The organism is Mumia quercus, assembly GCF_025506335.1.
In the GTDB taxonomy this organism is placed as follows: domain Bacteria; phylum Actinomycetota; class Actinomycetes; order Propionibacteriales; family Nocardioidaceae; genus Mumia; species Mumia quercus.
The window spans coordinates 51,336-68,319 of the sequence record NZ_JANZYO010000008.1 but is presented as its reverse complement, the minus strand read 5'-3'; the positions used below and the strand labels follow the sequence as shown (position 1 = coordinate 68,319).

At 72.0% G+C, this 16,984-nt stretch carries 16 protein-coding genes; 12 read left to right on the top strand and 4 right to left on the bottom strand.

Annotated elements, in window-relative coordinates; translation table 11 throughout:
* Positions 1-96 precede the first annotated feature (96 nt).
* The 3 genes from NYZ95_RS18415 (at position 97) to NYZ95_RS18405 (ending at position 2,471) form a co-directional block, all read left to right on the top strand.
* Entirely contained in the window at positions 97-1,230 is a 1,134-nt protein-coding gene (locus tag NYZ95_RS18415; protein WP_262852799.1) for a ferrochelatase, read from the top strand.
* Positions 1,227-2,066, top strand: a complete 840-nt coding sequence (locus NYZ95_RS18410) for an inositol monophosphatase family protein (RefSeq protein WP_262852798.1) — start codon at positions 1,227-1,229, stop codon at positions 2,064-2,066. Before NYZ95_RS18415 ends, NYZ95_RS18410 begins: the two co-directional genes overlap by 4 nt.
* Before the next feature lie 108 nt (positions 2,067-2,174).
* Positions 2,175-2,471 carry a DUF4193 domain-containing protein gene (locus NYZ95_RS18405; protein ID WP_149771276.1) on the top strand — a complete coding sequence of 99 codons (297 nt, stop codon included), beginning with the start codon at positions 2,175-2,177 and terminating at the stop codon, positions 2,469-2,471.
* A gap of 78 nt (positions 2,472-2,549) precedes the next feature.
* Here the strand turns inward: NYZ95_RS18405 and NYZ95_RS18400 are convergent, their stop codons facing one another.
* Positions 2,550-2,915, bottom strand: coding sequence for a DUF4235 domain-containing protein (locus tag NYZ95_RS18400; protein WP_262852797.1), 366 nt, complete (start codon positions 2,913-2,915; stop codon positions 2,550-2,552).
* Between the two features lie 56 nt (positions 2,916-2,971).
* The gene (locus tag NYZ95_RS18395) at positions 2,972-3,442 is read right to left on the bottom strand and encodes a DUF3093 domain-containing protein (protein ID WP_262852796.1); all 471 of its coding nucleotides are present in this window, start codon (positions 3,440-3,442) and stop codon (positions 2,972-2,974) included.
* A 66-nt stretch (positions 3,443-3,508) separates the two neighbouring features.
* On the opposite strand from NYZ95_RS18395, the gene dut reads away from it, so the two are divergent.
* Genes dut through NYZ95_RS18375 form a run of 4 tightly spaced genes read left to right on the top strand, consistent with a single transcriptional unit; the run spans position 3,509 to position 5,862 of the window.
* Positions 3,509-3,964 (top strand): dUTP diphosphatase, encoded by a 456-nt coding sequence (gene dut, locus NYZ95_RS18390; RefSeq protein ID WP_262852795.1) that lies wholly within the window; start codon positions 3,509-3,511, stop codon positions 3,962-3,964.
* 54 nt (positions 3,965-4,018) lie between these two features.
* Entirely contained in the window at positions 4,019-4,708 is a 690-nt protein-coding gene (locus NYZ95_RS18385) for a DUF3710 domain-containing protein (RefSeq protein WP_262852794.1), read from the top strand.
* Positions 4,709-4,747: 39 nt separating this feature from the next.
* On the top strand, positions 4,748-5,125 hold the full coding sequence (locus NYZ95_RS18380; RefSeq protein WP_262852793.1) for an OB-fold nucleic acid binding domain-containing protein: 378 nt from the start codon (positions 4,748-4,750) through the stop codon (positions 5,123-5,125).
* Positions 5,122-5,862, top strand: coding sequence for a DUF3159 domain-containing protein (locus tag NYZ95_RS18375; protein ID WP_262852792.1), 741 nt, complete (start codon positions 5,122-5,124; stop codon positions 5,860-5,862). The genes NYZ95_RS18380 and NYZ95_RS18375 overlap by 4 nt, the downstream gene beginning before the upstream one ends.
* Before the next feature lie 15 nt (positions 5,863-5,877).
* Here NYZ95_RS18375 and NYZ95_RS18370 read toward each other — a convergent pair whose 3' ends face one another.
* Both NYZ95_RS18370 and NYZ95_RS18365 read right to left on the bottom strand, forming a co-directional pair.
* The gene (locus NYZ95_RS18370; RefSeq protein WP_262852791.1) at positions 5,878-6,579 is read right to left on the bottom strand and encodes a potassium channel family protein; all 702 of its coding nucleotides are present in this window, start codon (positions 6,577-6,579) and stop codon (positions 5,878-5,880) included.
* Positions 6,576-7,232: a potassium channel family protein gene (locus tag NYZ95_RS18365; protein WP_279307977.1), complete on the bottom strand. Its 657-nt coding sequence runs from the start codon at positions 7,230-7,232 to the stop codon at positions 6,576-6,578. Before NYZ95_RS18365 ends, NYZ95_RS18370 begins: the two co-directional genes overlap by 4 nt.
* Before the next feature lie 83 nt (positions 7,233-7,315).
* Here NYZ95_RS18365 and NYZ95_RS18360 point away from each other — a divergent pair, with 83 nt between their 5' ends.
* The 5 genes from NYZ95_RS18360 to NYZ95_RS18340 all read left to right on the top strand — a co-directional run bounded on the left by NYZ95_RS18360 (position 7,316) and on the right by NYZ95_RS18340 (position 16,807).
* Complete coding sequence (locus NYZ95_RS18360) at positions 7,316-9,334, top strand: APC family permease (RefSeq protein ID WP_372500519.1); 2,019 nt, start codon at positions 7,316-7,318, stop codon at positions 9,332-9,334.
* Between the two features lie 27 nt (positions 9,335-9,361).
* The gene (locus tag NYZ95_RS18355; protein ID WP_262852789.1) at positions 9,362-10,624 is read left to right on the top strand and encodes a class I SAM-dependent RNA methyltransferase; all 1,263 of its coding nucleotides are present in this window, start codon (positions 9,362-9,364) and stop codon (positions 10,622-10,624) included.
* Positions 10,625-10,689: 65 nt separating this feature from the next.
* On the top strand, positions 10,690-13,224 hold the full coding sequence (locus tag NYZ95_RS18350; RefSeq protein WP_262852788.1) for an SCO7613 C-terminal domain-containing membrane protein: 2,535 nt from the start codon (positions 10,690-10,692) through the stop codon (positions 13,222-13,224).
* Between the two features lie 92 nt (positions 13,225-13,316).
* Positions 13,317-13,775, top strand: a complete 459-nt coding sequence (locus tag NYZ95_RS18345) for a GNAT family N-acetyltransferase (RefSeq protein WP_262852787.1) — start codon at positions 13,317-13,319, stop codon at positions 13,773-13,775.
* A 200-nt stretch (positions 13,776-13,975) separates the two neighbouring features.
* Complete coding sequence (locus tag NYZ95_RS18340; protein ID WP_262852786.1) at positions 13,976-16,807, top strand: aconitate hydratase; 2,832 nt, start codon at positions 13,976-13,978, stop codon at positions 16,805-16,807.
* Positions 16,808-16,984 lie beyond the last annotated feature (177 nt).

The following is a 16,984-nucleotide window of genomic DNA, read 5'->3' as shown; positions in this document are numbered from 1 at the left end:
GATGGTCCTGGAGACGGTGTGGCGGAGGAGACCCCTCCGGGCGCCCCGACGGGGTCACCCCTGCAGCGTATCTTCCGGGTTGGAAGGATGGACGGCATGGATCGTCCCGACCCTGACACCCGTCCGTACGACGCGTTCCTGCTGGTCTCCTTCGGGGGGCCGGAGAAGCCCGACGACGTCGTCCCGTTCCTCGAGAACGTCACGCGCGGCCGCGGCATCCCGCGCGAGCGTCTCGTCGAGGTCGGCGAGCACTACTTCTCCTTCGGTGGCCGCTCGCCGATCAACGACCAGAACCGCGACCTTCTCGCGGTGCTGCGCCTGGACCTGCGCTCGCACGGGATCGACCTCCCGATCTACTGGGGCAACCGCAACTGGGACCCCTACCTCGCGGACACGCTCGCTCAGATGCGCGAGGACGGTGTCGAGCGCGCGGTGTGCCTGTTCACCAGCGCCTACACCTCGTACTCGGGGTGCCGCCAGTACCGCGAGAACCTGTACGACGCGACGGTGGCCGTGGGTGACGGCGCCCCGCGCCTCGACCGGGTCCGCCACTACTTCAACCACCCGGGCTTCGTCGCCCCGTTCGTCGACGGCACCGTGGGCGCGCTCGAGCGGCTGGGGGTGGAGGGCCACGACACCGCGGCGACGCGCCTGGTGTTCGTCACCCACTCGATCCCGGACGCGATGAACGAGGCGAGCGGCCGGTTCACGACGGGCGAGTCTCTCGTCGGTGGTGCCGCCTACGTCCGCGAGCACCGTGACGTCGCCGCCCAGGTCGCGGCCGCGGTCGCCGAGCGCACGGGCGTCGAGCGGGCGCACGACCTGGTCTACTGCTCGCGCTCCGGCTCACCGCACGTCCCGTGGCTCGAGCCGGACGTGAACGACCACCTCGAGGAGATCGCCGGCGACGGCGTCGCCTCCGTCGTGCTGATCCCGATCGGGTTCGTGTCGGACCACATGGAGGTCATCTACGACCTCGACACCGAGGCGAAGGCCACCGCCGAGCGGCTCGGGCTCGGCTTCGCGCGGGTCCCGACCCCCGGCGTCGACCCGCGCTTCGTCGCCGCGATCCGTGACCTGATCCTCGAGCGTGCCGCGGCCGCGCGCGGCGAGGAGCCGACGCAGGCGGTCGTCGGTGAGCTGCCTCCCAGCTGGGACGTGTGCCCGGCGGGCTGCTGCGCGAACCTGCGCGATCCCGAGCGGCCCGCGCTGCTGGGCGAGGCGCCGTGACCGCTCGGCCCGATCCTGAGGCGCTCCTCACCCTGGGCCTGGTCACCGCACGCGCCGCCGCGGCGTTCGTCCGCGAGCGGCGTCCCGACGGGAGGGTCGACGTCGCCGCCACGAAGTCGAGCCCCACGGACCCGGTCACCGAGATCGACCGGGCGACCGAGCAGCTGATCCGCTCGACGATCCTCGCCGAGCGCCCGGGAGACACCATCCTGGGCGAGGAGGGCGGCGCCATCCTCGGAGAGGAGCGTCGGGAGAGCGAGACCGCCGGATCCCCCGTGCGGTGGGTCGTCGACCCCATCGACGGCACGGTCAACTTCGTGTACGGCCTCCCGCAGTACGCGGTCGCGATCGCCGCCGAGGTCGACGGCGTCGTCGAGGCCGGGTGCGTCATCGACGTGGCTGCGGGGCACGAGTACACCGCGGTGCGCGGCGGCGGGTCGTACTGGCGTGCGAGCCCGTCGCGCGAGGCGGTCCGGCTGTCGGCCGTCGCCCCGGTCTCTGCCTCGCAGGCGCTCGTCGCGACGGGGTTCAACTACGTGCCGGAGGTGCGTGCCCGCCAGGCGCAGGCCGTGGCACGGCTCCTTCTCGACGTCCGTGATATCCGTCGCACCGGATCGGCCGCCCTGGACCTGTGTGCGGTCGCCGCCGGACGCCTCGACGCGTATGTTGAGCAAGGTCTCGCGCCGTGGGACCTGGCCGCCGGTGGCCTGATCGCCCGGGAAGCCGGGGTTGTGGTGACGGGACTCGACGGACCGGCGGACGAGCGGCTCGCGGTCGCGGCGCCGGAGGCGTTCGCGGAGGAATTTTTGCGGCTGGTCCGTGCTTGTGGCTTCTGAAGTTGGGTGGCGCCGATCTGTGTGGCACAATCTGCGCGCCTGAAGGTTATGGAAATGGGATGAACCCGCCCCTCGGGGGTCGGGTACGAGACGTCAAGAGGAGGGTTCATGGCGACCGACTACGACGCTCCTCGGAAGACCGAAGAAGAGCAGTCGGAAGACAGCATCGAGGAGCTCAAGGCTCGTCGGCACGAGAAGAACTCCGGCAAGGTCGACGAGGACGAGGTCGAGGCAGCTGAGTCGTTCGAGCTGCCCGGAGCAGACCTGTCGCACGAAGAGCTCTCCGTCCAGGTGCTCCCTAGGCAGTCTGACGAGTTCACGTGCACGTCGTGCTTCCTGGTGCACCACCGCAGCCAGCTCGCCCGCGAGAAGGGCAACCAGCTGATCTGCGTGGACTGCGCCTGATCAGGCTTTACGACGACGCCCCCGCACCGTTGACCGGTCGGGGGCGTCGTCGTCTGTACAGGTCGTCCGAGAGGCTGCTCAGGCCTTGGGGCGCTTCAGACCCGGCGGCAGGTCACCGGTGGACTTGACCCAGTAGGCCACCGCCTGCCGGTTGAGGACGACCTTGATCAGGCCGGCGCTGGCGCCCGCGAGCACCGCCCAGGCCACGGCCTCGCGGGTCTGCATCGCAGGATCGCGCGAGGCGTCGTCGGTGGGCGGCTTGTTGCCGGTGGCGGCGCGCCAGACGATGGCGGCCGCCTGCGTCGCGATCACCCCGGCCGCGATCGTCGAGGTCCGGTCGATCAGTCGCCACGCCGTCTTGCTGGGCCGCTTCTGCTTCGGCTTCGGCAGGGCCTTGTCCACGGCCTGCTTCTTCGCCTTCTTCGCGCTGCGCGCCACGCTCACCCTTCCCTTCTTCGTCGGCGTGCGGAGGTCCGCACTGCCGAAACGGTAGCGCCTCCTCAGCCGTGCGTACGCCGCGCGATGAGTGCGTCGGCGAGCTGGTGGGGATGACGGGTGCCGACGAGCCAGTACGGGGTGGGGTCGCGGGGGTCGAGGACCTCGACCCGCACCGAGGTGGCGATGTAGGGACGGACGAGGAAGAAGGCGCGTGCGTCGGCCTGCGGGCCGTGCAGCGCTCGCGTCTCGGCGGCGTCCAGCACGGTCACCTCGCCACAGTGGACGAGCGGGATGCGGGCCGCGCCCGCCCGCAGGTGCACGTTGGAGACCTCGACGACGGCGCTGCCGTACTGCAGGAGGCCGATCCCGACGGCGACGGCGGTGAGGGCGGCCGCCGTGAGCGCCAGCCACGGGGGAGTGGCCAGCGCGAAGATCCACCACACCACGACGGCGAGGCCGGCGGCGGTGAGCCACCACGTAGCGGGGACGCTCAGGTGCTCCCGGTAGGACGGCACGTCGGCGTCACGGCTCATGCGACAAGGTTGCCATGGCGGTAAGGGTGCCCTGAGCGGGAGGGTCGGCCGGTAGGGTCGGGCGTCATGGTCGAGGTCATGCTCACGCGTCTGGACGACAGCGTCCCCCTCCCCTCGTACGCCCACCCCGACGACGCCGGGGCCGACCTCTGCACCACCGTCGACGTGACGTTGGCGCCGGGCGAGCGCGCGCTCGTGCCGACCGGGATCGCCGTGGCGCTGCCGTCGGGCTACGTCGCGCTCGTGCACCCCCGCTCCGGCCTCGCGGCCCGCTGCGGCCTCTCGATCGTCAACGCTCCCGGCACCGTCGACGCGGGGTACCGTGGCGAGATCAAGGTGTGCCTGGTCAACCTCGATCGGACGGAGCCCATCGTGCTCTCGCGGGGTGACCGGATCGCCCAGCTGGTGCTCCAGCGCGTCGAGCGTGCCGAGTTCCGGCTGGTCGACGCCCTCCCGCCGTCCGAGCGTGGTGACGGGGGGTACGGTTCGACGGGTGGCTTCGCAGTGACGAGGACCACCTGAGCGAAGGCACGGCGCTGTCGAGCCACGGGACACGAGGACGAGAGGAGCGCGGTGATGTTCGGTCGTCGCAAGAAGGACCACGACGAGACGGCTGCGGAGGCCACGGAGACCGAGGTCGTCGACGCACCTGAGGCTGCGGAGGAGCAGAGCGACGCCGAGGTGCCGTACGACAGGTCCCAGGGCCCGTGGGACGCCTCCGAGCGCGAGATCGCCGAGGACGACCCCACCTTCGTCGACGTCGGTGCGCTCATCGTCCAGGGGCGGGTCGGCCTCGACATCCAGATCCCGACCGACCCCGAGACCGGGGCGGCCACGTCGGTGGTTGCGCTGGCCGAGGAGAGCGCGGTCGAGCTGCGGGCGTTCGCCGCGCCTCGCGGCGGTGGCCTGTGGGCCGAGATCCGTCCGGAGATCATCGCGGAGGTCGAGCGCGTCGGCGGCAAGGTCGAGGAGGTCGACTCGACCTTCGGCCGCGAGCTACGCGTCGAGGTCCCCGTCCAGGCGTCCGACGGGCGCCAGGGGGTGCAGGCCAGCCGCATCGTCGGCGTCGATGGTCCACGCTGGCTGCTGCGCGCGACGTTCATGGGCAAGCTGGGCTCGTCGTCCGACCCCGACAGCCTCCTCGAGCAGACCGTGCGCGACCTCGTCGTCGTCCGTGGCACCACCCCGATGCCGCCGCGCGAGCAGATCCCCGTCGTCGTGCCGGCCGGTGCGGTGCGCGCCGAGCAGCCGACGACCGAGGCCTGAGCCCCCGCGAGTGACGCCTCCGCGACCTAGGCTGGAGGAATGACGAGCACTGGAGCGGTGACCCGCATGTGGAGTCGCGCCCGCGACCACATGACCGGGCTGACCGAGCGCGCCGACGACCGGGCGCTGCGACGTGGCGCCGAGACCGCCGGGTGCCTGCCGGTCTGCGACCAGCGCGTGGGCGACGTCGTCACGGTGCACGGCGAGCTGCGCGCGGTGACGCTGCGTCCCCGTGCCGGGGCGCGCACCCTCGAGGCGCGCCTGTACGACGGCACCGGCGTCCTGACCCTGATCTGGCTCGGCCGCAGCCGCATCCCCGGCATCGAGGCCGGTCGTGCCCTCACCGCCACGGGTCGCCTCGGGCTGCGCGACGGCGACCGTGTGATCTACAACCCCCGATACGAGCTGAGCCGATGAGCGCGAGCGCCCCGCCCCCGCAGGATCCCGCCACGCCCGGTGCGGCGACCGTCGTCACCGTGGAGCAGGTCGTCCGGGCCCAGCTCTCCAAGGCGCTCGGTGGCGTGCGCGGCATGCTCGAGGCCGCGGTGCCGACGGTCGGCTTCACCGTGAGCTGGGTCGTGACGCGCGACCTTCCCCTCGCGCTGTGGCTCAGCGGAGGGCTCGCGGTCGTCCTCCTCGTCGTGCGGGTGGTTCAGCGCAGCACGACGCAGTTCGTCCTCAACTCGCTCTTCGGGATCGCCATCGCCGCGGTCTTCGCGCTGCGCTCGGGTGAGGCACGCGACGCGTTCCTGCCCGGCCTGCTCTACAACGGCGGGTATGCGGTGGTGCTCGTCTTCACCGTCCTCATCGGGTGGCCGCTGGTCGGCTTCATCGTCGGGAGCGTCACCGGTGACCCGACCGCCTGGCACCGCGACAAGGCGCTCGTACGGCTGTGCTCGCGGCTCACCCTGATCCTCGCGCTGCCCTGCGTGCTGCGTGTCGTCGTCCAGTACCCGCTGTGGGCGGCTGACCAGGTCGCGCTCCTGGGCACGGCGAAGGTCCTGATGGGGTGGCCGCTGCAGATCCTCACGCTCGCCGGCATCGTCTACCTGCTCAGCCGCAACCACACGCCGGTGGCTGACCCCGAGGCGGCGGGCAAGCTGCTGTCGCGGGAGGCGCTGGAGATCCAGCCGAAGGTCCAGCCCCGCGACTGAGCGGCCCGTGCGCCGTCACTGGGGAGGCTCGGACCTCTCCATGCCGACGGCGTGGTGCTCGATCGGGGCGAGGAGGTGCTGGAGCGCCTGCTCGGCGTCCTCAGGAGCCACGAACAGCAGCTCGTCGCCCGCCTCGAGCGACCGGTCGGCCTCCGGCACCTGGATGCCGTTGCTGCGCAGGATGGCCACGAGCACCACGTCCCGGGGCCAGCGGACGTCGCCGACCCGGACGCCGACGAGGGGCGAGTCTGCGGGCAGCGTGAGCTCGACCAGGTTGGCGTGCGAGCCCCGCAGCGAGAACAGGCGTACGAGGTCGCCGACCGTCACCGCCTCCTCGACCAGCGCCGACATGATCCGCGGCGTCGACACCGAGACGTCGACGCCCCACGCGTCGCTGAAGAGCCACTCGTTGTCGGGGTGGTTCACCCGGGCGACCGTACGGCCCACCCCGAACTCGGTCTTGGCCAGCAGCGACACGACGAGGTTGGCCTTGTCGTCGCCGGTCGCGGCGATGACGACGTCGAAGAGCTCGAGCCGTGCGACCTCGAGGGCCGAGAGCTCGCACCCGTCGGCGAGGAGCCAGTCGGCCCCGGGGACGACGTCGGAGCGGATCGCCCGCGGGTTGCGGTCGATGAGGAGCACGTCGTGGCCGTTCTCCAGCAGCTCCGCGGCGATGGACCGGCCGACGGCGCCGGCCCCGGCGATGGCGACCTTCATGCGTCCTCCTGACGGGGGCCCTCGACGAGCGTGCTGAAGACGGTCTCGGAGTCGTTGATCCGCGAGTAGAGGTGGAGGACGTCACCGTCCTGGAGGACCATCTCGGCGTCCGGAAGCTCGGCGCCTCCGTAACGGGTGACGCTCGCCACCCGGCCGCCGGTCGCGGCCTCGAGCGCTCCGACCGTGTGCCCGACCCACACCTCCGGCACGAAGACCTGGTCGGCGCGGACCTTGCCGGACGGGTCGGTGAACACGACCGAGCTGTGCCCGGCAGGGAGCAGCTTGCGCAGGACCTGGTCGGCGGCCCACGTCACGGTCGCCACCGTGGGGACGCCCAGCCGCTCGTACACCTCGGCGCGCCCGGGGTCGTAGATCCGGGCGACGACCGTGTCGATGCCGAACTGCTCGCGGGCGACCCGGGCCGAGATGATGTTGGAGTTGTCGCCGGAGGAGACGGCGGCGAAGGCGCCGGCGCGCTCGATGCCCGCGCGGCGCTGGACGTCACGGTCGAAGCCGAGCCCGGTCACCGTCATCCCGGCGAACGACGGGCCCAGACGGCGGAACGCGTCGGGGTCGCTGTCGATGACGGCCACCGAGTGGCCCCGCGACTCGAGGCGGTGCGCGAGGGTCGACCCGACCCGTCCGCAGCCCATGATCACCACATGCACGCGACGACGCTACACCGCGAGCAGGCACGGCGAGCGCGGAGCGGACCGCACGGGTCTACCATCCTCGGGTGGGAATGGCCGAGCTGGGCAAGCGCGTGTTCCTCGGGCGGAAGCTGCGCAGCACGCAGCTCGACGAGACCTTGCTGCCGAAGCGCATCGCGTTGCCCGTCTTCGCGAGCGACGCACTCTCGTCGGTGGCGTACGCGCCGGACGAGATCTTCCTCGTGCTCTCGATGGGAGGTCTGTCGGCGTACGCCTTCAACTGGAAGATCGGCATCGCGGTCGCCGTCGTGATGCTGACGGTGGTCGCGTCGTACCGGCAGAACGTCCGTGCCTACCCCAGCGGCGGCGGCGACTACGAGGTGGCCACGGTCAACCTCGGCCCCCGTGCCGGGGTGACGGTCGCGTCCGCGCTGATGGTCGACTACGTGCTCACCGTCGCGGTCTCGATCTCCTCGGGCGTCCAGAACGCCACCGCGGCCCTGCCCTGGCTGAACGGGCACGAGGCGCTCGCGGCCTCCGTCCTCGTGCTGCTGCTGATCGCGGTCAACCTGCGCGGTCTGCGGGAGTCGGGGGTCGCCTTCGCGATCCCGTCGTACCTCTTCATGTTCTGCATCCTGGGGATGGCGGTGTGGGGGTTCGTCCGGTACGCGTGGGGCGACCTGCCCAAGGTCGCCAGCGGTGACCTGGAGCTCGTCGCCGAGGAGCCGTACACCGGCGCGATCTCGGCGATCGCGATGACCTTCCTGGTCGCCCGGGCGTTCTCCTCGGGCTGCGCGGCCCTCACCGGCGTCGAGGCGATCAGCAACGGCGTCCCCGCGTTCCGGCGCCCCAAGAGCAGGAACGCCGCGACCACGCTCGCGCTCCTCGGCCTCATCTCGGTGACGATGCTGATGAGCATCATCATCCTGGCCGACCTGACCCATCTCCGGTTCGCGGAGGATCCCGCCACGCAGCTGAGCCGCGACGGCGTCCCGGTCGGGGACGACTACGTCCAGGACACGGTCATCGGTCAGCTGGCTGCCGCTGTCTTCGATGGCGCGGCGCCGCTGTTCTACCTGACGATCGCCACGACCGGCGTCATCCTCGTGCTGGCCGCCAACACCGCGTTCAACGGCTTCCCGGTGCTGGGCTCCGTGCTGGCGCGCGACGGGCACCTCCCGCGTCAGCTCGACACCCGAGGCGACCGCCTGGCCTTCAGCAACGGCATCGTCTTGCTGGGTCTCGCGGCGATCGTGCTGATCCTCGCCTTCGACGCCGAGGTCACACGACTGATCCAGCTCTACATCGTCGGGGTCTTCGTCTCCTTCACGCTCAGCCAGCTCGGGATGACCCGGCACTGGACGCGGCTGCTGCGCACGGAGGCCGACCCGGTCGAGCGCGGCCGGATGATGCGCTCGCGGGCCGTCAACATGTTTGGCCTCGCGATGACCGCGAGCGTCCTGGTCATCGTGCTGATCACGAAGTTCCTCGCCGGCGCCTGGATCGCGATCACCGCGATGGTGGCGCTCTACCTCCTCATGCGTGCGATCCGGCGGCACTACGACCTGGTCGCCGAGGAGCTCGCCGTCGACGACTCCGACACGACGCTGCCCTCGCGGGTGCACGCGATCGTGCTGGTCGGGCGGCTCCACAAGCCGGTGATGCGCGCGCTGGCGTACGCGAGGGTGTCGAGGCCGGACACGCTCGAGGCGCTCACCGTCGACCTCGACCGGGCGTCCACCGCAAAGCTGACGCAGCAGTGGGACGACCTGGGCATCCCCGTCCCGCTCGTGGTCGTCGGGTCGCCCTACCGGGAGCTGGTCCGGCCGGTCATCAAGTACGTCCGCGAGCTGCGGCGGCAGAGCCCGCGCGACATCGTGATGGTCTACGTCCCCGAGTACGTCGTCGGGCGCTGGTACGAGCAGATCCTCCACAACCAGACGGCGCTGCGGCTGAAGGGGCGGCTGCTGTTCACGCCCGGCGTGCTCGTCACCAGCGTCCCGTACCAGCTGCAGTCGGCCAAGCGCCGCGGGCCGGAGCGGGTGCGGCCGGTGCCGGGCGAGATCCGCCAGGGACGCATGTTCAGCGACCGCCGCGACTCCTGACCAGGGGCCGTACGGCACCCTGGAGGGATGCAGGCACCCACGGACGAACGACGCGACCTCACCGGCACCCGGATGGAGCTGGAGGTCGGTCCGGTCGCCCACGGCGGCCACTGCGTCGCCCGGTGGGACGGCCAGGTGGTCTTCGTCCGGCACACGCTCCCCGGCGAGCGGGTGGTCGCCGAGATCACCGAGGGCCGTGAGGGTGACCGCTTCCTGCGCGCCGACGCGGTCGAGGTGCTGGAGGCGGCCCCGGGCCGGGTCGAGCCGCGGTGCCCCGTCGCGCGCCCCGGCGGGTGCGGCGGCTGCGACTTCCAGCACGCCTCGCTCGAGACGCAGCGCGCGCTCCTCGGCGCTGTGGTGCGGGAGCAGCTGTCACGGCTCGCGGGCATCGAGCGCGACGTCGTCGTACGTCCGCCGCTCGGGGAGGCGGCCCTCGACGGTCTCGGGTGGCGCACCCGCGTGACGTTCGCCGCGCAGGCCGACGGCACGCTCGGCCTGCGTCGTCACCGCTCCCACGAGATCGTCCCGCTCGACGACTGCCCCATCGCGTCCGACGACCTGCCGCCGGTGCTGGCGAGCCGCTGGCCGGCGTCGCGGGTCACGGCTGTCGCGGGCTCCGACGGCGACGCGCTCGCCGCCGCGTACGACGTGACCGGCCAGCTGCCGGTCGTGGAGGCGACCGGGCTCCTCGCCGACGGCGCCACCGTCCGCGGGCGGGACTGGGTGAGGGAGGTCGTGCGCGACCGCGGCTTCAGGGTGAGCGGAGCCGGCTTCTGGCAGGTGCACCCTGACGCCGCGACGACGCTGGTCGACGCGGTGATGCGCGCGGCCGAGCCGAAGCCGGGAGAGCGGGTCGTGGACCTGTACGCCGGCGTCGGGCTCTTCTCGGCGTTCCTCGGCGAGGCCGTCGGCCCGGACGGGTCGGTGGTCAGCGTCGAGGGCGACGCCCGCGCTTCGCGCGACGCGCGACGCAACCTCGGCGACCTCCCACAGGTGAGCGTCGTCAACGGTGACGTGGCGCGGGTGCTCGCGCGCGGCGAGGCGGGGGAGCAGGTCGACGTGGTGGTCCTCGACCCGCCTCGTACGGGCGCGCGGGCGAAGGTCGTCCGTGCGGTCGCAGCCTTGCGCCCTCGCCGGGTCGTGTACGTCGCGTGCGACCCGGCAGCGCTGGCGCGCGACGTCCGGACCTTCGCCGAGCTCGGCTACGCGCTCGGCGAGGTCGAGGCGTACGCGTTGTTCCCGATGACCCACCACGTCGAGTGCGTGGCGACGCTCGACCTCACCGACTGACCGTCGCGAGAGACCTGGCGGACCGCCGCGAGAGACCTGAATCGTGGTCGCGAGAGACTTCAGCCGTGACGTACGCCGATCCTCTGCACTGCCCGGGCTGCGGTGCGCCCGCCACCGGTACGCAGCACTGCCCGAGATGCGGCATCCAGCTGCGCGGTGACCGTGCGCTGAAGCTGCTCTCGCTTCTCTCCGAAGCAGACCGCGTGCTCGCGCAGCTGCGGGCGGAGGCGGCCGCCGTACGGGCGCGCCCTGCGGCGCCGCCGATGCCTCAGCCGCGCCCCGCGTACGGGACCTGGGCGCCGCCGGCGGTTGCTCCGCCGGCCGTGCGTGCGCGGACCGGGTGGTCGGTGGGTGGCACGCTCCTGGCGCTCGGGGCGCTGTGCCTGGTGATCGCCGGGTTCGTCTTCGTCGCGGTCGGGTGGGGGAGCCTCGGGCTCACCGGTCGTACGCTCGTGCTCGTCGGCCTCACGGTCGCCGTCGGTGCCTGCGCCGCGTGGGTCACGACCCGCCGTCTGCGGGCGTCCGCCGAAGCGCTGTGGACGGTCTGCGGGCTGCTCGCCGCCGTCGACGTCGGCGCCGGCCGCAGCGCGGGAGTGCTCGGGCTCGGCATGGTCGACGGCGACGTCCTCATCCTCGTCTTCTCGGCGGTCCTGGCGGTGGCCAGCCTCGCGGTCGCCCTCGGGGTCCGGCGCTGGATCACCCGCCTGGTGGCCGCCGAGGTCGGCTTGGTCGTCGGGCTGCTCTGCGGCACGGTCGCGCTGCTCGTGGTGCTCCCGATCGACCTGCGGTGGACCCTGACGGCGGCCGTCGCCGGCCTCGTCCTCGCCACCCTCGGCCTTGCTCGGCTCAGGCTCCCCGTCGCGGCCTGGGCGGTCGGGCTGAGTGCTGCGGCAGCCGTCCCCGGCACCGCGCTCGTCCTCATGACCGGGGTCGCCCTGACCGACGGAGCAGCGACGCGCTGGACGCACGGTGACGCGCCCGCCCTGCTGCTCTTCGCCGTGGTCGTCGCCGCGCTCGCCGTGGTCGTCGCACGGGTGCTGGAGGGACGTGGGAACGCCACCGCCGCCACCGCCGTACGGGCTGCGGCCGGCTTCGTCGTCGCCGTCTCCTTCGCCGTGGTCGGGCTGCTCGGACCCGACGGCAACCTCGAGCTCGTGACCCTCACGTGGGTCGCCGTCCCTTTCGTCGCGGCCGTGGTCGGTGCAGTGCTCCCGTCGTCGGGGTGGAGGGTCGGCGTCCGCGCCGCGCTCGCTGTGGCCGCCCTCCCGCTCGTGGGCGCACTGTTCGCGACGGCCGGGGCCACCGTCCTCGCGACGGCCGAGTCGTGGCTTCCCGGGTGGGCCGACGACGTCGCGCTCCGCTTCTCTGCCGACTGGAACGACCCCGTGTGGCTGGTCGCGCTCTCGTGGTGCGGTGCCGCTGCGATCGCGCTCGTGGTGAGGTGGTGGCGGGTCGCGGCACCGGCGGAGACGGTGGCGGCGCTCCGCCGGAGCTCGGTGGTCACGGCGGTGCTGCTCGGCACCGCCGGGGCGCTGGTGGTCGGCGTCCTGCTCGACGGACCCGTCCTGGTCGTCGGCCTCGCGGCCGTGCTGTACGCGGGCGCGGCGTCGGCGCTCTGGCTGGTACGAGGCGGCGGTGACCTCGCGGTCGCGGCGGCGTCTGCCGCACCGCCGGCAGCGCTCGCGGGTGCGCTCCTGCCGCTCGGCTCGGCTCCCGCATCCGCGACCACCTGGTCGGTGTCGGCGGTGGTCGCCGCACTGGTCGCCGTCGGCGCCGGGTCAGCCGCTCGCAGGGAGGCCGTCGCCCTCGCGGGGGGAGCGGCCGCGGGTCTCGGCGTGCTCGCCGTCCTCGCCTGGGTCGACGTCGCAGCCGCGGGGCTGCGGACCGGCGCCCTCGTTGCAGCGGTGCTCGCGGTCGCGCTGCTCGCCGCCGCCTCCGTGCCTCGTCTGCCTCGTGCGCTGCGGGTGCCGTGGGAGATCGTCGCTGCCGTGACCGCGTGCGTCTCGCTGGCGGAGTCGGGCGAGACGAGCCTCGGATGGTTCAGCCTGTGCCTCACGGTGCTCGGGGTCGGGGCGAGCGCGGTCGGACTCCTGCGGCGCGACCGCAGGCCGTACGCGGTCGTGGGTTCCGTCCTGCTCGCGGCGGCCTACGTCACCCGCCTCGCCGCCTCCGACGTCGCTGTCGTCGAGGCGTACACGCTGCCGTTCGGCCTGGCGCTGCTCGGCGCCGGGATCGTCCGGATGCGCCGCGAGCGGGGCGCCACCTCCACCGTGCTCCTGCCGGGCCTCGGTCTCGCCGTGCTCCCGAGCCTGCCCGGGGCGCTCACCGACCCCGTCTCCGTGCGCGGCCTGCTGCTCGCCGCGGCCGGGGTCGCTCTGCTCGGTGCGGGCGCGCTGGTGCGCACCAAGGCACCGTTCGTGGTCGGTGCCGTGCTGACGACCGTGCTCGCGGTGCGGTGGGCGGGGCCGCTCGTCGGTGACATGCCGCGCTGGCTTCCGCTCGGGCTCGTGGGGCTCGCTCTGGTGCTGGCCGGTGCGACCTGGGAAGCGCGGGTGCGTGACGCGCGCGCCGTCGTCGCGTACGTCCGCACGCTGCGCTGACGCCTGCCGTTTGTGCCAACGTCTGGACGCACCATTGCCGAAGCGCGAACGCGCGTGCTTGGATATCGCCACCGCCAGGGGGAGGTGCCGGAATGCAGATCGTCGAGCTCACTCCCGAGCATGCGGGTGACATCGTCACCTGGAGCTATCCCGAGCCCAACGGCTGCTACGACCTCACGGGCATGGACCCGCGCCACTTCACCGACCTGTCGCACGGGTTCTGGGCGCTGGTCGACGGCGAGCGTCTCATCGGCTACCGGTGCTACGGCCCGACCGCGCGGGTGCATGGCTACGACTACGACGACGACGCGCTCGACATCGCCGGCGGGCTGCGGCCCGAGCTGACCGGGCAGGGCCTGGGGCACTCGGCGATCGCGACCGGTCTCGCGTTCGGTGTCGAGCACTTCGCTCCGACGACGTTCCGGGTCACCGTCGCCGAGTTCAACGTCAGGGCGCTCAAGGTCGTCGACAGCCTCGGCTTCGCCGCCGTGGACAAGTTCGAGTCGTCGGCCGACGACCGTACGTACGTGGTCCTCCGCCGCCGCGCCTGACCGCCGCCGGGGACGGGCTCGGAACGGGGCCGGAAGTTTGATAACGTTTATCTTGACATCGAGATACATGCCGCAGGAGCGGCCGAGTAAGGCGAGCCTGATCGCGCGGGTCCCCTGAGGGCGCGCGACGATAGAAGGCGGATGCCGCGCAGAGCGCGTACGGCGATCGAGGGCTCCGGCAGGACGGAACGAGGAGAGGCATGGCCAGCGTCAACAGCTTCAACGCGAAGGACACCCTGAATGTCGGGGACAACGCGTACGAGATCTACCGCCTCGAGGCGGTGACCGGCGAGGGCCTGGACGTCGCCTCGCTGCCCTTCAGCCTCAAGGTGCTGCTGGAGAACCTCCTGCGCACCGAAGACGGCGCCAACATCACCGCGGACGACGTCAAGGCGCTCGCCGGGTGGGACGCCGACGCGGACCCGAGCAAGGAGATCCAGTTCACGCCCGCCCGCGTGATCATGCAGGACTTCACCGGCGTCCCGTGCGTCGTCGACCTCGCCACGATGCGCGAGGCGATGGCCGACCTCGGTGGCGACCCGAGCAAGATCAACCCGCTCGCGCCCGCCGAGATGGTCATCGACCACTCGGTCATCGCCGACGTCTTCGGCACGCCCGACGCGTTCGAGCGCAACGTCGAGATCGAGTACGAGCGCAACCGCGAGCGCTACCAGTTCCTGCGCTGGGGCCAGACCGCGTTCGACGACTTCAAGGTCGTCCCGCCGGGCACCGGCATCGTCCACCAGGTCAACATCGAGCACCTCGCCCGGACCGTGTTCACGCGTGAGGTCTCGACGGGCTCGACCGGCGAGAAGGTGCTGCAGGCCTACCCCGACACCTGCGTCGGCACCGACTCGCACACCACCATGGTCAACGGCCTCGGCGTCGTGGGCTGGGGCGTCGGCGGCATCGAGGCCGAGGCGGCGATGCTCGGCCAGCCGGTCTCGATGCTCATCCCGCGTGTCGTCGGCTTCAAGCTGTCCGGCGAGCTCCCCGAGGGCTCGACCGCGACCGACCTCGTGCTCACGATCACCGAGATGCTGCGCGAGCACGGCGTCGTCGGCAAGTTCGTCGAGTTCTACGGCTCGGGCGTCGGCGCGGTCCCGCTGGCCAACCGCGCCACGATCGGCAACATGAGCCCCGAGTACGGCTCGACCATCGCGGTCTTCCCGATCGACGAGGAGACCACGAAGTACCTGCGCCTCACCGGCCGTTCCGAGGAGCAGATCGCGCTCGTCGAGGCGTACGCGAAGGCTCAGGGCCTCTGGCACGACCCGGACCACGAGCCGCGCTACTCGGAGTACCTCGAGCTCGACCTCGGCACGATCGTCCCGTCGATCGCCGGCCCGAAGCGTCCGCAGGACCGCATCGTCGTCTCCGACGCCAAGCAGGCGTTCCGCGGAGCGCTCGTCAACTACGTCGAGCACGCCGAGGCGCCGCCGATCGGCGCGTACGACGAGGCCGTCGAGGAGTCCTTCCCCGCCTCCGACCCGCCGGCGGCGCACGAGGACGCGCACGGCCAGACGCCCGCGACGGACTACCTGTCGTGCGCGCCGAAGGACGGCGGACGCCCGAGCAACCCGCAGCTCGTCACCACCGAGGACGGGACGACGTACGAGCTCGACCACGGCGCGGTCACGATCGCGGCGATCACCTCGTGCACGAACACGTCCAACCCGTCGGTCATGATCGGCGCCGCGCTGCTGGCGAAGAACGCCGTCGAGAAAGGCCTGGCGCGCAAGCCGTGGGTCAAGACCACGCTGGCCCCGGGATCGAAGGTCGTCTCCGACTACTACGAGCGCGCCGGCCTCACGCCGTACCTCGACAAGCTCGGCTTCAACCTAGTCGGCTACGGCTGCACCACCTGCATCGGCAACTCGGGCCCGCTCATCCCCGAGGTCTCGCAGGCGGTCAACGACGCTGACCTCGCCGTCACCTCGGTGCTGTCGGGCAACCGCAACTTCGAGGGCCGGATCAACCCCGACGTCAAGATGAACTACCTGGCGTCCCCGCCGCTGGTCGTCGCGTACGCGCTGGCCGGCACGATGGACACCGACCTGTTCAACGACCCGCTGGGCACTGACAACGACGGCAACGACGTCTTCCTGAAGGACATCTGGCCGTCGCCGTCGGAGGTCGAGGAGGTCGTCGCCGGCGCCATGTCGGCCGACACGTTCAAGAGCGAGTACGCCGACGTCTTCGCCGGTGACGAGCGCTGGCAGTCGCTGCCGACGCCGGAGGGCGACGTCTTCGAGTGGGACGCCGACTCGACCTACGTCCGCAAGGCGCCGTACTTCGACGGGATGCAGCACGAGCCGTCGCCGGTCACCGACATCGAGGGCGCGCGCGTGCTCCTCAAGCTCGGCGACTCGGTCACGACCGACCACATCTCGCCCGCCGGCGCGATCAAGAAGGACAGCCCGGCCGGCAAGTACCTCGCCGAGCACGGCGTCGAGCCGCGCAACTTCAACTCGTACGGGTCGCGTCGCGGCAACCACGAGGTGATGATCCGCGGGACGTTCGCCAACATCCGTCTGCGCAACCAGCTCGCGCCGGGCACCGAGGGCGGCTTCACCCGTCAGCTGAACGAGGACGGCGAGGTCACCACGGTCTTCGAGGCCTCGGAGAAGTACCAGGCCGCGGGCATCCCGCTGGTCGTGCTGGCCGGCAAGGAGTACGGCTCGGGCAGCTCGCGCGACTGGGCGGCCAAGGGCACCGCGCTCCTGGGCGTCAAGGCCGTCATCGCCGAGTCGTACGAGCGCATCCACCGCTCGAACCTCATCGGCATGGGCGTGCTGCCGCTGCAGTTCCCCGAGGGCCAGAACGCCGAGAGCCTCGGCCTGACCGGCGAGGAGACCTTCTCGTTCACCGGCATCACCGAGCTCAACGAGGGCCGTACGCCGAAGACCGTCAAGGTCAAGGCCGGCGACATCGAGTTCGACGCTGTCGTCCGCATCGACACCCCCGGTGAGGCGAGCTACTACCGCAACGGCGGCATCATGCCGTACGTGCTTCGCTCCCTGATCGGCTGAGTCCGTCCCCGCCACGGCGGTGGGGGGGGGGGGGCCCCCCCCGGGGCGCGGGGGGCGCCCCGGGCCCACCGCCGTCGGCGTCTCCGGGGCGCGAGGGTCGCGTTGGTCTCGATTTTGTTGCGCCGGTGACAAAATCGGGGGGTGTCGTGCTAGTTTCGCCTCGCCGTACCACTGACA